The 14,387-nt window shown below is 46.0% G+C and carries 12 protein-coding genes; 6 read left to right on the plus strand and 6 right to left on the minus strand.

Going from position 1 to position 14,387, the window contains the following annotated elements; all coding sequences use genetic code 11:
- Positions 1 to 1,047 carry a glycoside hydrolase family 18 protein gene (locus NLBNIHML_RS23415; protein ID WP_494352891.1) on the plus strand — a complete coding sequence of 349 codons (1,047 nt, stop codon included), beginning with the start codon at positions 1 to 3 and terminating at the stop codon, positions 1,045 to 1,047.
- 161 nt (positions 1,048 to 1,208) lie between these two features.
- On the opposite strand, the gene NLBNIHML_RS23420 is transcribed toward NLBNIHML_RS23415, so the two are convergent.
- On the minus strand, positions 1,209 to 3,509 hold the full coding sequence (locus NLBNIHML_RS23420; RefSeq protein WP_494352892.1) for a helix-turn-helix domain-containing protein: 2,301 nt from the start codon (positions 3,507 to 3,509) through the stop codon (positions 1,209 to 1,211).
- Between the two features lie 314 nt (positions 3,510 to 3,823).
- On the minus strand, positions 3,824 to 5,338 hold the full coding sequence (locus tag NLBNIHML_RS23425) for a glycoside hydrolase family 43 protein (protein WP_494354750.1): 1,515 nt from the start codon (positions 5,336 to 5,338) through the stop codon (positions 3,824 to 3,826).
- 167 nt (positions 5,339 to 5,505) lie between these two features.
- Here NLBNIHML_RS23425 and NLBNIHML_RS23430 point away from each other — a divergent pair, with 167 nt between their 5' ends.
- Positions 5,506 to 6,375, plus strand: coding sequence for a helix-turn-helix domain-containing protein (locus NLBNIHML_RS23430; protein WP_445252936.1), 870 nt, complete (start codon positions 5,506 to 5,508; stop codon positions 6,373 to 6,375).
- A 135-nt stretch (positions 6,376 to 6,510) separates the two neighbouring features.
- On the opposite strand, the gene NLBNIHML_RS23435 is transcribed toward NLBNIHML_RS23430, so the two are convergent.
- The 4 genes from NLBNIHML_RS23435 to NLBNIHML_RS23450 all read right to left on the minus strand — a co-directional run bounded on the left by NLBNIHML_RS23435 (position 6,511) and on the right by NLBNIHML_RS23450 (position 9,685).
- Positions 6,511 to 7,080 carry a YdeI/OmpD-associated family protein gene (locus NLBNIHML_RS23435; RefSeq protein ID WP_494352893.1) on the minus strand — a complete coding sequence of 190 codons (570 nt, stop codon included), beginning with the start codon at positions 7,078 to 7,080 and terminating at the stop codon, positions 6,511 to 6,513.
- 11 nt (positions 7,081 to 7,091) lie between these two features.
- A complete protein-coding gene (locus NLBNIHML_RS23440; RefSeq protein WP_494352894.1) occupies positions 7,092 to 7,601 on the minus strand; it encodes a DinB family protein in 510 nt (169 codons plus the stop codon).
- A gap of 82 nt (positions 7,602 to 7,683) precedes the next feature.
- Positions 7,684 to 8,601: a helix-turn-helix transcriptional regulator gene (locus NLBNIHML_RS23445; RefSeq protein WP_494352895.1), complete on the minus strand. Its 918-nt coding sequence runs from the start codon at positions 8,599 to 8,601 to the stop codon at positions 7,684 to 7,686.
- A gap of 166 nt (positions 8,602 to 8,767) precedes the next feature.
- Entirely contained in the window at positions 8,768 to 9,685 is a 918-nt protein-coding gene (locus tag NLBNIHML_RS23450; RefSeq protein ID WP_339240179.1) for an ArsR/SmtB family transcription factor, read from the minus strand.
- A gap of 337 nt (positions 9,686 to 10,022) precedes the next feature.
- Between NLBNIHML_RS23450 and abnA the strand changes: the two genes are divergently transcribed.
- The 4 genes from abnA (at position 10,023) to NLBNIHML_RS23470 (ending at position 14,383) form a co-directional block, all read left to right on the plus strand.
- Positions 10,023 to 10,991, plus strand: a complete 969-nt coding sequence (gene abnA / locus NLBNIHML_RS23455) for an arabinan endo-1,5-alpha-L-arabinosidase AbnA (RefSeq protein ID WP_445252810.1) — start codon at positions 10,023 to 10,025, stop codon at positions 10,989 to 10,991.
- 132 nt (positions 10,992 to 11,123) lie between these two features.
- On the plus strand, positions 11,124 to 12,467 hold the full coding sequence (locus NLBNIHML_RS23460; RefSeq protein ID WP_342572101.1) for an ABC transporter substrate-binding protein: 1,344 nt from the start codon (positions 11,124 to 11,126) through the stop codon (positions 12,465 to 12,467).
- A 156-nt stretch (positions 12,468 to 12,623) separates the two neighbouring features.
- Entirely contained in the window at positions 12,624 to 13,514 is an 891-nt protein-coding gene (locus NLBNIHML_RS23465) for a carbohydrate ABC transporter permease (RefSeq protein ID WP_036611613.1), read from the plus strand.
- A gap of 26 nt (positions 13,515 to 13,540) precedes the next feature.
- Positions 13,541 to 14,383 carry a carbohydrate ABC transporter permease gene (locus NLBNIHML_RS23470; protein WP_036611483.1) on the plus strand — a complete coding sequence of 281 codons (843 nt, stop codon included), beginning with the start codon at positions 13,541 to 13,543 and terminating at the stop codon, positions 14,381 to 14,383.
- The last annotated feature ends 4 nt before the right edge of the window (positions 14,384 to 14,387 follow it).

Raw genomic sequence — 14,387 nt, forward strand, 5'->3', positions numbered from 1 at the left:
GTGACGAAATATATTGTTGCAGGTTATGCCGTGGATTCTGATCTTCCTGACATGACACATGAGGATCTGTTGAAGTTAACACATCTGAACGTAGCCTTCGGACATGTTAAGAATGATACGATCACTATCGAGCATTTAAAAAATGGCCATGTGATCGCGAACATGAAGCGAAATCATCCGAATCTTACGGTGCTGTTGTCTGTAGGTGGATGGAGTGCGGGCGGTTTTTCCGAAGCCGCCTCAACCCAGTCTGGAAGGGAGAGCATGGCTGCATCGGCGGTTAGGGTGCTGGAGGAATATCCTTTTGACGGGATCGATCTGGATTGGGAATATCCTTGTTACGGTGAAGCCGGTATTGCATCCAGCCCTGATGATAAACGGAATTTCACCTTGCTTCTCAAGACGATTCGGGAGGCGATGGATACCAAGGGCGCAGTGGATGGTCGTCATTATCTGCTCACCATTGCGGCAGGGGCTGATCAATACTACGTTGATGGTACAGAGATGGCCGAGGTGCAGCAGTATCTGGACTACGTGCAGTTGATGACCTATGATATGCGCGGCGGTTTTCAGGTTCTGACCGGACACCATACGAATCTGTACACGTCAACAGGAGATCTGTTTCGAATTAGTACGGATGCTTCCGTAAATCTGTTCATCCGCGCCGGCGTTCCGAGAGAGAAGATTGTGATCGGCTCCGCATTTTATTCCCGGATCTGGACGGAGGTTCCTGATCGAAACCACGGGCTTCATCAAATGGCTGGCAGCACAGGCGGCTACGGCCCATCCTTTGCCGAACTGGAAGCGAAGTACATCAACAAGAATGGTTATACCCGTTATTGGGATGAGGAAGCCTGTGCACCGTTTCTGTTCAATGGGTCCAGTCTCATATCGTATGATGATGAAGAATCGATCCAATGCAAATGTGATTACGTAAAGGATCAAGGTCTGGCCGGCATCATGTTCTGGGAGTACGGCTGTGATCATACCCACCGTTTGCTTGGTGCACTGCATCAAGGACTTCATTATTTTCCGGCTGGAAAATAGGATAAGTAAGTCGGAGCAGGCGGATCAGATTATGTATATGGACTAAAAACATACGAAGGGGCCGTTCCATAAGTCAAGAGCATGACTTATGGAACGGCCCCTTGTGTGCATTATTTTGGTCTAATGAATCACGCACTGCGTCACAGAGGTGATATCTCCATTTATCCAATACACTCCTCGTCATCATCATCCGGGGAATCGGCAGAGCCGTTGGGACGGTGCATTTTACGGTATTGCCCTGGGGTATAACCTGTTTCTTTCTTGAATTTGCGGATGAAGTTTGGTGTGTCCAGATAACCGACGCGGGTGATGATATCCTTTAACGGATCGGTTGTATGCAGCAGTAGCCGAATGACCTCATCCACCCGTTTTTGCCAGATATATTGGGTGAAATTCATGCCGATCTTTTCTTTGAAAGAACGACTGAAATAGGATGAAGAGATTGTAAATTTTGATGAGATCGTACCCAGACTGAGGTCATAATCCGAGTAATTGGCATCAATATAAGCAACGATTTCATCCATCAGGGAGCTTTCTTCCGTCTCACTCTTCGCCTCGACATGAGCGCAGATTTCAGCGGCAAGGCCTGTCAGCTTCTTCTCCAGATCCTCCAATGAGTCATAGGACGTGATCCTTGGAAGTTGATCAACCACATGATGGATTCCAAGCTCCGAGGCGGTTTTGAGCATGGTATTTAGGATATCAAAGCAGATGCAACGCAGTAGCGGTACAGATGGCATTTCAGTTTTCAAATTGTTCAACGCGGTCGAAACCATCTGAACCGCCACATCATAGCTGCCCTGTTTTAAGCTCTGGACCAGCTTCAATAACACATCCTTAGGGACCCAGAAGGAAGAATCCTGCACAGCGGAACCGGAAAGGTTGTTAAAGTATGTACTGCTTCCCTGTCCGTGCAGCATCGATGCTTCCAGAGCGGTCGACGCCTCGATGTAGGACTGATTCAGTTGTTTCGGATAAGTGTATCGATTGCCTATCCCGATTGCGGGCGCGACCCCGGTGTGTTCTACCACCATCCATTGCAGTTTTTCAACAATAGGCTCCATACGGGCATTGGGACTACCTTCATGCCCAATTTCGGCATCGAATCCCACGATAAGGGCCAATTGGTCTGCCTGTGGCAGCTCCACACCGTAAGCATATGCAGACAACTCCGGCAGCTCCACATCGTTCATCAGCTGCATGACCGTAGGCTGCTCGGGGGCATCCCCAATACGTAAAGCATGCATCTCCCAGCCCATGGTCATGACAAAATAATGGGATCGGTTGAAGTGTATGCCAAGCTTATCCGTAAATTCAGCAGGGAAATCTCCGGTGTGACCGTGCTTCAGCAACATGAGCAAAATATGATTGCGCGCATAGGGCTCTTGAAGATCTACGCGCTGACTATAATCATGCAGTGTTTTCTTGATCCATTCCAGCTCGTTGGTGGTTGCAGAAGTATCAGGATCATTTTTCAACCGAATGAACTCCATTAAGTCTGAAATGGGATGGTATTGTCTTCGGGCCAACATGATGGCAAGGATCGTGCCCATCGTCACCACAAACGAGAATACAAGGATAATAAAGGTGCGAATATGGACAATTCGGCTGAAAAACTGGTTGCTTGGCATAGCGGTGACATAGGTCCAACCCGCATCCGATTTAACGGATACAACCGAATGGGGTTCTTGATTTAAGGAGATGCTGTGCGTACCGGGTTCAAGGGAAAACAGAGCGCTGACTTCCTGTTCGGATATGATTTCTCCTTTGTAATTGGCTGCCAGTACTTGCCCGTAATTATCGAAAATATAAGTCATCCCGTGATAATCACTCAGGATGGAATCAATTAAGCCTGTTAGATTGGACTCGTGAATCAGGTACATGACGGTTCCATGGGCGGGTGTATTGTTAGGTGCAATCGGTACAAGGTAGGCCAGCATGGAATTGGGGATTCGGGTTCCTTGGACGACCTGCTCGGCTGGTCGTATCGTGGGGAACGGGACGTTATTCAAATCCCGGATCATGTCCGTTTGGTTCCAGGTATTAAATTTGTAGCGGGCCGTGAATACATCCAGATTCTCCGAGCCTTGAGAAGAGTAGATGTTATCATCTCCGCGGAAGAACAGGAATAACTCATCAATAATGGAACTGGTGGCTTTGTATTTGACTAATGCGTTAATGGATTCCCGGCTATAGTACGGATGGTGGGTCCAATAGCGCGTTAACTGCTCATCATAGGCGATGCGAAACGCGATGTCCTGTAATTCCTTCATGCGATCATCAATGACCGTTTTGGCTTGAGTGAGCTGATTAACATTGGTCTGTTCAATCTCTGAACGGAGTGTGTCCACAGCATTGTGATAAATAATGATGGTTAGGATAACAAGAGGGATAAGGAAGATGGAGATATAGGATAGTGTGTACTTAAGCAGAAGCTTGGACTTGAAGTGATTCCATTTCATATCTGCAACCTCCCGTTTTCTTTCGTGCTGCAGCGATAGCGCTCTCATATGGGCAGTGAAGGTATTGCCAAAATGGGAGCTGCTGGGGTGTTCCTTCTAAAAATACTAGGAGAACTTCTCTAATAAAGCAATGGTTCTTTTATATATTTCAGAGCAATCCTCGAAAAAAATATACAGATAGCAAAATCCCCTCAAAGTTTACTCATTTCCTTATGCTACCACATAAGGCTTTGGTAAGAGTATCTACTTTAAGGGGATAACTTTAGCTGATCATATATTATATTTTCTATTACTGAATATAGGAGTTAAAACGATTATTCATCCAGCGGTTCATAGTCAAACCAATCGAAACTTGCAGGTGTACACTCCTCTGATGGAGCATAGGCGTACATGGCTATCATCACACCTGTGAAACCACTCGCCACTTCGGTAGATAACAGATGTGTTTCTCCTAAACCCACTTCAATGGCATCGGATGAACCCTGCTGATAGAGAAACGTAAAGTGATTACGGTCAGACTTGATTTGTAATACAACTGGCCCTTTGTCACAATCAAGCACCTGTTCGGTTCGCATAGAGCCGACAGTTCGCCGCAATACGATTTTCTTCTGACCGTCAATCCGAGTTACAGCCAAATCATAATGGTATTTATGATTCATAAATACAGTTAATCCGGCTTCCTCGCCGTTCACACGCGGCTCATAATATAGCTCGGTCGACATATTACATAAGAAATGGCTCAATCGACGCCCAATAAAGGCTGGATTTCTACCCTCATCAAGTGAAATCGAATGACCACGCAAGATGAGCCGTCCTGGATTTTCTGTGAGAGTCCAACTACCCGGAGCCGGGTTACGCAAGAAAATCCAGTTCAAGCCTAATGATGCTTCGTCAAAATCATCCCGGATAGGCTCATCCGACCAAAGGTGCTCAGTTAGCAAAGGCCCCGTCATCTCCTGCTCGATATGTCCGTCAACACCGATCATCGGCCAACCGTTATCCGTCCAAGTGACGGGTGCCAGGAACGTTTCGCGTCCCAGATGGTGCCGCATGGGGTAACCCGCTGGACGAATGCCAAGAAATACAGCCCACCAGCTTCCATCCTGGATCTGGACAAGGTCTGCATGACCGGTTGCGTGGATGCTGGATTTCATGCTCCGATTGGAGAGAATCGGATTATGAGGACATGGATCATATGGTCCGTATGGCTCTGTGCTTCGAGCAATGGTCTCCATATGGCCATACTCGGTTCCGCCTTCAGCGATCATCAGATAGTAGAGGCCGTTTATTTTATACATGTGGGGAGCTTCGGGGGCTGCTCCTCCGGTTCCGGTCCAGATTAGTCGGCTATCTGACAGTCTCGTTCCGGTCTTAAGGTCTATTTCGCACTGATAGATGCCCTCGCCTTCATCACCGTTGCAAGCAGTTTGAAAATACACTCGTCCATCTTCATCGAAGAGAAATGAGGGATCGATGCCCCCCTGATCAACAAAAATCGGAGCAGACCATGGTCCTTCGGGTTGGGTACTACGTACATAAAAATTTCCGCCGCCGCTGACATTGGTTGTTGTCATATAGAACCAGCCATCATGGTACCGCAGTGTTGGGGCAAAAATGCCGCCAGAGCTGCCTGCGTTTGCTAAAGGGAGCTGCTCCGTTGTTGTGAGGACATGGCCGATCTGTCGCCAGTTCACAAGGTCTTTGCTATGGAAGATGGGCACGCCAGGGAAATATTCAAAGGTGCTGGTTACCAGATAATAGTCTTCATCTACACGGCAGATACTTGGATCCGGATAAAACCCCGGAATGACCGGATTGGTATATTTCATCATGTTATGCTCCTATTCATGTCGAAAGTGTAATATGGACCTTAGCGTTTGAGCTGTATCCTTGCTACAAGGGGAATTATATCGTCTTCAATCATTTCCAACCTTGATTTTTCGGTCCTCGAATAGCATGATATAGACATTCAACCCAACATGGCTTGCGGAGGGGAATGCTTTTGAGTAATGCATATTTGAGATGGTTTACTTCGGATCAGCAGTTTCCATTTTTCATTCAGTATGGTGGACACGACCAAGACATGGAGCTTCATAATCATGTGGATTTTACGGAACTTGTCATTGTTCTGAGTGGTCATGCAACCCATGTGGTGAACACCGAGGAGTTTTTTATCAAAAAGGGGAACGTATTTGTAATTAATGGCGACACCCATCACGCTTATAAAGACCCTTATGATTTTAGGATCTGTAATATTATGTTCAGTCCCGAGATGCTGGCTTCGGCCGGGCCCGATCTGAGAAAATCAAACGGCTTCCAGGCGCTATTTGTTTTGGAACCGTTTTATCGTAATATTCATTCATTTCCGAGTAAACTTTCGTTATCCATTTCCAGTCTGGAGTATGTGGAATCACTGATATCGTTCATGATTGAGGAGTATCAGAGTAAACAGCAAGGGTATCAGACCATGTTGATCTCACGTCTTACGGAGATGGTTGTTTATTTGTCGAGACAATATGATACGCAGGAGAAAGGGATCGAAGGTAATAATCTCATGCATCTGGCCAATGCCATTTCATTTATTGAAGATCATTATCTTGAGCCGCTGTCGTTGGAGGATATTGCGGGGAAGTCGAATATCTCCATAAGGCATCTGAATCGGATTTTCCGATCCTATTATCAGATGACCCCGATCTCTTATCTGCAGAAGTTGCGTCTGGAGAAGGCATGCCATTTGTTGAAAAACGGGAATATGTCCATTACGGAAATTTCGTATGAATGTGGATTTAACGACAGTAATTATTTCACCCGCCAGTTCAAGAAGACCTTTGGTAAGTCTCCCAAAACATACAGGCAGAATCATTAACACCCGAATGAATATGATGTGTGAGCGGGGAGAGGTGAACAGAGAGTCTGGGCCGAGATTCGCCAACGTATAAATGCAAAAAAACAAGCAGGACCATCCTACGAGGAGGTCCTGCTTTCGTATTTTCAAGGCATCTTAATAGTCCAATAGCCGTCCATTGTCATGCCATTGACCGTACATTTTATTTTCCTTCGTGTTGGTTATGAATTTATCCAATCTGCTCTGGAATAAGGCGGGTTGATTTTTAACACTTTGAATCGTGTCAATCCTGACCTTCTGATACAGGGCAGGGAATGCCGCGAAATTCGCATAAACCTGCGGATTCTCTTTCAACCTTTGTTCGATCACATCATCCATAATGAAAGCATTTGGGTCCATAACAGGTAGTACCTGTCTACCCTCGTCATGCATGAGGCCTAACTTTTCAAGACGGCGGACACGTTCCTTGTTCAATTCAGTCCATGAGCTGCGTTTGCTTCTAGGCGACAATCTCTGTGCTAATTGAGTATCGGATATTTTCTTTTTGACTCCATCGATCCAGCCAAAGCACAACGCCTCCTCAACCACATCCAAATACAGCAGGGTATCCGGAGTTGGTTTCAAGCTAACCATGACCCAGCAAGATTTCTGGACTTTTCCATGCTCCTGCAACCAACTTCTCAATTCTTCCCTCGATGTCACGGGGATACAATGTACATTTTCCATCAGCTCATTGTCTAGACTTGAGCCGGTTCTTGATACCAGAAGAGAGAATAATCGTTCATGATGGAGGCGTGGCCCAATTGACGCAGCATCGTAGATACATTGCCTCGGTGGTAGGTCCCGTGATTGACCAGATGAAATACCATTTCGGATAAGCTGGTCTCGCGGACGCCGGCAAATGGATTATCAAGCAGTACGGTGTGTTCCAGATTGGTTTGGCCTTGGAGCCATTCGCTATATTGTGCCGACAGATCGGCAAACATTTGCATGTACTCATCTATTGAACCATGAATTTCACCATTGAGAGGCATGCATGCCTGGAGTGCCTCGGGCATACCGGTGCCCGTTAACACCAGATACCACATCTTATCCACTACATAGATATGGCTGAGAGCATGGGCGATGGTTGGAAATGAACTGTTCACTTCCTGACTTAGTACAGAAGAGGGGAGTTCTTTAATTCTGTTCAGGATGGTTTGATTAGCCCATGCGTTGTAGTTATACATTTGTTCCGGATGATTCATGAATGATCGTCTCCTTTAATTTGGCGAGGAATGTGGTTACTTACTAAAATGATTATAAAAAAAGAAGTATGACAACAGCGTGTCATACTTCTTCATAGAGTTTAAGTGCGTCTCGAAGCTGTTCTTTCAGAATACCTCGTAATTCAATCGGTTCAAGCACCTCAGCGCCACTTCCCAAACTAAGCAGAAACGACCATAACCACTTGGCTTGTAACGGTTGATGAACCCTAATACGCATCGTCATACTGCCATCCTCGTGAAATTGCTTATCTGCCTGTTGAAAATGATCCATGGCTTCCGCTAGCGCTTCCGGGTTCACCCGAAATACCACATCACTTACCTGATCTTGCCATGATGGATCGGACACAACCTCAGCCTGAGGAAGTTCGAGATGTGGTTGAAAGTGTTCTGATGTCAGGGCCACATTCATCATCCGGGACAGTCGGAACTCGCGATAATCCTGCCGTGTCTGGCAAAATCCATATACATACCAATTACGGTATTTGAACTGGAGTCTTACCGGCTCCAGATGGCGAGGGGTATGTTCATTTTTCGTATTGATGTAGTCAAAACGCACAACCTGATGCTTCGTAATCCCTGTACGCAGATGAGGAAGGGCATCAGGCTCCGTTCGGCGAGTCTCCAGATCCACAGATAGACTTGAGGTCTGATGCTCCGGTCCAATCGTTTGCAGACGTTCAATTGTGCCCTGTGCACGTGCATCCTCAAAGACCGTGGAGAGACTGCTAAGAACCGTAATCAGAGAATCGACATCATATGAACCAAGCAAGCTTTTATCCATTTTATATCCGTCCATCATGCCGTAGCCGCCCTTGAGTCCCTGATGGGAAATGACGGGGAAGCCGGCTGCACAGATTACATCAATATCCCGATAGATCGTTCTCGGGGACACCTGAAACTCTTCTGCCAAGGTGGAAGCAGACAACACTTCGTGGTTCAGCAGTTTGTATATGATTGAGATTAATCGCTCCAATTTCAAGAAATATCCCCGCCCGTTATTCCATTTTGTCATTACAGGCCTATATTATATCACGACATGATGAACACAATGGATGAATACAAAGGGTTCGTAAAAGTCATATCATCCAGTGGGTTTATTCCAGTTTGGTTGAGCTATTATTCCAACGTTTAGAGTAGAGTGGGCTCTACTCTTCCTGCACGTTATAGAGAACCCGAGCGAGCAGATTCTGTCCGTAGTTACCAAAGTTTTTACCAAAGATCGTTAAGCCCCGTTTGTTCAAAGGTCCGTCCGTAACCGCAATGCGGAAGTGAATATCGCTCTTGTAATCCAACCCAATCTGGTCCAGCGTTACGTCCGAGATGCGGCATCCGTCGATATAGCTGCCCTCTTGCGTAATCCGGATCAGCTTCAGCATGCCGTACTGATTCAAGTGGGGAGGCCACCATTCCGGGTTAAAGGTACCGCGTGTATTGCCGAAATCGCCTGGACTCGTCCAGCAGCCAATCTCAATACCGTTGATGTAGAAATAGATATCCGAAGGGTAATTGTCGCAAAAACCAGGTGCCTCCGACCCCAGCTCCATGGATAGCTGAATTTCGCTAAACAACTGATTGGGCTTGAGGTAGTTGGGGATACGATACTCCAAGTAACCTTCAGCCAGCCAGATCATCTCCGCATCAATCCGCAGTGGATCAGCAAAGTAACGCGGATCATCGAACTCTCCAACAATGCTGTCCCGGGTAGCAAGGCCGCATGTAGGTGCAGCTTGATAATCGCTGTAGTGGCCTACCTGAATTTCAACCTCGTATCGATTATTTATTTCCTGTGAACGCAGATCAACCATCAATTTTTCCTCATTGAGATAACATATCTTCTGAATGCCATGTTTGCCCACGGCGGTATTGATCTCGATCAATCCGCTCTCCTCAAGCTTTTTGATATGCATTGTGATAGCGCCATTGCTCAGCCCCAGTTTGGTTGCGAGATCATTGAGATTAAGACTTTGGTTCTTGGCCAGTAGCTCGATGATCTGAATCCGGATTTCTGAACTGAGCGCTTTGAAGATATTCACACCCGACATCAGATCTTTAATATAAATCATAGGTGGATTCCTTTCCCCGTTCTGAACAAAGTCTCTTTTCAATGCAGACATTTGCACATTTATATGTTTTATTTCAGATAATTATAAATCATTCCCTCATGGAAGGGAAGGGCAGAGAAATAGAAGCCAAAACCCTTCTGTATAGCGCAAATATGAAAATGTAATCCACTTTTTGTTCACTATTACGGTTAAAATAAGTGTTAATCAGTTCATGTATATTTGAAATATACCATTGAAATGTAATGTAACCGCTTTTATAATCCTATTATACCTAAATTGATTCAATACATCATGAACCAAATTAACCATTTGAAAGGTGGAGTTAGGTTTGGATAAGTTGAAGACGGTGCAAAAGTTCAAAAGGAAACGTTGGGCATTACCCGCATTGCTTGTCTTAGTGTTGCTGCTTGCAGGTCAATCACGGGCTTTTGCAGCATTTTGGAATCTGACCGGAGATATCGCTGTTCATGATCCATCGATTATCAAAGAGGGCAGTTCCTGGTACACCTTCTCAACGGGGCCGGGCATTCAGGTATTGAAATCGGATAATGGATCGTCCTGGTATCGGGTTCCGCAAATCTTCCTGAGTAAGCCATCCTGGTGGGCTTCTGCGGTTCCGGGGCAGAGTGGATTGGATGTATGGGCACCGGACGTAGAGCAGTATAACGGAAAAGTGTGGCTCTATTATTCAATCTCCACCTTTGGTTCTAATCGGTCTGCGATTGGTCTCGCGTCCGCGAACAGTATCGGTGCAGGGCAATGGAAGGACGAAGGGATGGTGCTTCAGACAACGACCGCCAATAATTATAATGCGATTGATCCGAATCTGGTCATTGATGCTTCAGGCAATCCATGGCTGGCCTTCGGTTCTTTCTGGAGCGGTTTGAAGATTGTCAAGCTGGACAAAAATACGATGAAACCGACAGGCAGCATAACATCCATTGCTGCGCGCCCGAATAACGGAGGTGCTATTGAAGGACCAAGTGTTGTATACCGTGGCGGCTATTATTACCTGTTTGCCTCCATCGATTCTTGCTGCCAAGGAGTGAACAGTACCTACAAAATGGTCTATGGACGTTCGACCAGCATAACAGGCCCTTATGTGGACAAAAACGGAGTCAATATGTTGAATGGTGGCGGTACGATATTGGATACAGGCAATGTGAAATGGAAAGGTCCAGGTGGTCAGGACGTGTACAACGGTAATGTCATCGCAAGACATGCCTATGATGCAGAGGATAATGGCAATCCGAAATTGCTGATTAATGACTTGCTTTGGGATGCCAGTGGCTGGCCTATGTATTGATTTATTTTATATAAATATAAAATGTTTTATAAAAGTGTTGACTAAAGTGATCTGGATTTGATAAATTTAACAACAGAAATCTTATTTCATCCAATTGAATACGGTTACAAGTCCAGATCAGGAGGGGTTCAGATGGTAAAGAAAAAGAATTGGGTCACATTTATGCTTCTAATGCTAGTAAGTGCACTGGTACTTGCGGGCTGCGGAGGAGGAAGTAGCGCTTCAAATGGGGACAAGGAGTTAACGTTTATGTTCCGCGGCGGTACGGACGAGCAGAAAGCATACCAGGCGGTGGTCAAGAAATTCGAAGAAGATCATCCGGGTGTGAAAGTCAAAATCATTGTAACGGCTGCGGATCAATATGCAACCAAGTTGAGAGCGGCAATTACAGGCAACAGCTTGCCTGATGTATTCTACATCAATCCGGGCGATGTGAAAGCGTATGTGAACAGTAATGTACTGATGAATCTTACACCGTATGTTGAAAATAACCCGGATGTTGATCTCGATAATATCTGGAAATACGGTGTGGACTTGTACCGTTATGATGGCCAAATGTCAGGACAAGGCGACATCTACGGTATGCCGAAGGATCTGGGGCCATTTGCACTGGGATACAACAAAACTTTGTTTGAAAAAGAAGGCATTCCCTTCCCTGACAAGGATAAACCATATACATGGGAAGAGTTCATTAAAGTAAACCAGCAAGCGACCAAGGATACTAATGGGGACGGAAAACCCGATGTGTATGGTACTGGCTTCAACGTACAGTGGGCACTGCAATCCTTTGTATGGAGCAATGGCGGCGATTGGTTGGATGAGACTAAAACAAAAGTAACGATTGATGATCCGAAATTCGCGGAAGCACTGCAATTCTTCGCGGATATGCAAAACAAATACAAAATCACACCTTCCATTGAGGAAGCGCAAACATTGGATACGTACCAACGCTGGATGAAAGGTGAGATGGCTTTCTTCCCTGTTGGACCATGGGATATGAGTACATTTGAGAAACTGCCTTTCGATTATGATTTGCTGCCATTCCCTGCGGGATCTACTGGAAAATCGGCAACGTGGATTGGATCTCTCGGAATTGGGGTATCCGCGAAAACGAAACATCCGGAAGAAGCCGCTGCATTGGTGAACTACCTTACGGCTTCGAAGGAAGGCATGCAGCAACTGGTGGATGCCAAGGTACAGATTCCAAACTTGCTTGATATGGCAGACGAGTGGGCCAAAGATACATCCACGAAACCAGCCAATAAACAGGAATTCATTGATATCGTTGAGGATTACGGTCGGGCTCTGCCAGGCAATTACACATACAATGCGGAGTGGTATGACCTGTTCTTCACGGACATCCAGCCGGTATTGGATGGCAAGATTACAGCCGCAGACTATGTGAAGCAGCAACAGCCGAAAATGCAGAAGCTGCTCGATAAAGCAGTTGAACAAGAAAAGAAATCACAGAAATAGTAGATAGGTAGAGCGATGCCGGCAGAGTGCAATCATGCTGCTGGCATCATTCGTGTTGGAATTTGTGGAGTTCCATACGGGCATGTGGCATTCGTTGATCGGCAAGGTTCAATCGAAGAATGCCACATGCTGATACTAGAAACAGGGGTGAACGCCGTGATTACGAAATCGAGTTTGTATCGCAAAGAGATGCTGTACGGATATCTGTTTATTTTACCTCCGATTCTTGGATTGCTGATCTTTGTCATGTTCCCGTTCCTCTACTCCCTATATGGTTCCTTTACGGATTGGGACGGACTGGGACAGATGAATTTTATTGGTCTGGCCAACTTCAAGGATCTGCTCACGGATGACCTCTTTTACAAAGCGATGTTTAACACATTTTTCCTGATGCTTGGTATCCCGATTGGTCTGTTGTTGGCGCTATTGCTGGCAATGGGGCTGAATCGTAAAATCCCGGGCACAACGACATTCCGAGTGATCTACTACATTCCGGTTATTTCCTCACTCGCTGCCGTGTCCATCATGTGGAACTGGGCGTACAACGGAGATTACGGTCTGGTGAACCAGTTCCTTGACCTGTTTGGGATTAAAGGCCCTAACTGGCTCGCGAACAAAGATACGGTCAAACCCGCTCTGATTATTATGACGGTGTGGAAAGGCTTGGGATACACGATGTTATTGTACCTGGCAGCACTGCAAAGTGTATCACGTACATATTACGAGGCGGCAGAGCTGGATGGAGCGAATGGATTCCAAATCTTCCGCAATATCACCTGGCCGATGGTGAAGCCGGTTACCTTTTTCCTTATCGTTACGAATATTATTGGCGGTTCCCAGATCTTCACCGAGATGAACATTATGACACCTACGGGTGGTCCTGAATATTCTTCGGCATCAATCGTTTTCTACATCTGGCAGAAGGCCTTCAGTAACTTGCAGATGGGTTATGCCTCAGCGATGGCCATGATTCTGGGTATTTTCATTTTTGTCATTACCCTTGTGCAATTCAAAATGAACGAAAAATCAGCCTATGATGGGGATTGATTGTCAAGGAAAGGAGTGAACCGGAGATGTCTTACAGTCAAAAGAGGAAGTTAACGAATTCGATCATTTTTATCGTACTCGCGATTGGTGCAATTGCGATGATTGCACCACTGATCTGGATGTTGTCCACGTCATTGAAGGAGAAGCAGGATGTGTTCGCGCTTCCGCCTGTATGGATACCTGAAGTATTCCAGTTTGGAAAGTATAAAGAAATCTGGGAAGCAGGGCCGCTGCTTAGCGGGATCAAAAACAGCCTCATCGTTGCGGTGAGTGTAACGGTGGTGGGTACGTTTACGTCCAGCATCGCTGCATTTGCTTTTGCCAAATTAAGATTCCCGCACAAAAATAAACTGTTTCTCGCATTGCTGGCATCCATGATGATTCCTTATCCGACCGTCATGATCCCGCAATTCATCATGTTTGCGAAGCTGGGCTGGGTGGATACGCTGCTTCCACTGATCGTTCCAGGCCTTTTCGGTAACGTCATCATGATTTTCTTCCTGCGCCAATATCTGCTTAGTGTGCCTGATGCCATTATTGAGGCGGCCAAAATCGATGGAAGCTCCTATTTCCGGCTGTACTCCAGCATTACGTTCCCACTGATCAAACCGGCGATAGCTGCACAGTTGATTCTCTGGTTCATGGGCATCTGGAACGATTATCTGGCACCAATTATCTATCTGAACTCACCGGAGAAGCAGACGTTACAGCTCGTTATAGCGAATTTCAATGCCACGTATGCGATTCAAACCGATTACCCACTTATTATGGCGGCATCCATCGTAGCTCTGTTACCAGTGTTGATCATCTTCCTGATCTTCCAGAAACAGATTATTGAATCGGTTGCGATCTCGGGAGTGAAGGGATGAATCA

The organism is Paenibacillus sp. JNU01, assembly GCF_059130585.1.

Coding starts and splice junctions, on each gene's coding strand:
- NLBNIHML_RS23460 (WP_342572101.1), top strand. CDS start 11,124: ATGGTAAAGAAAAAGAATTGGGTCACATTTATGCTTCTAATGCTAGTA.
- NLBNIHML_RS23470 (WP_036611483.1), top strand. CDS start 13,541: ATGTCTTACAGTCAAAAGAGGAAGTTAACGAATTCGATCATTTTTATC.
- NLBNIHML_RS23450 (WP_339240179.1), bottom strand. CDS start 9,685: ATGATTTATATTAAAGATCTGATGTCGGGTGTGAATATCTTCAAAGCG.
- NLBNIHML_RS23420 (WP_494352892.1), bottom strand. CDS start 3,509: ATGAAATGGAATCACTTCAAGTCCAAGCTTCTGCTTAAGTACACACTA.
- NLBNIHML_RS23440 (WP_494352894.1), bottom strand. CDS start 7,601: ATGAATCATCCGGAACAAATGTATAACTACAACGCATGGGCTAATCAA.
- NLBNIHML_RS23425 (WP_494354750.1), bottom strand. CDS start 5,338: ATGAAATATACCAATCCGGTCATTCCGGGGTTTTATCCGGATCCAAGT.
- NLBNIHML_RS23435 (WP_494352893.1), bottom strand. CDS start 7,080: ATGGAAAATGTACATTGTATCCCCGTGACATCGAGGGAAGAATTGAGA.
- NLBNIHML_RS23430 (WP_445252936.1), top strand. CDS start 5,506: ATGCTTTTGAGTAATGCATATTTGAGATGGTTTACTTCGGATCAGCAG.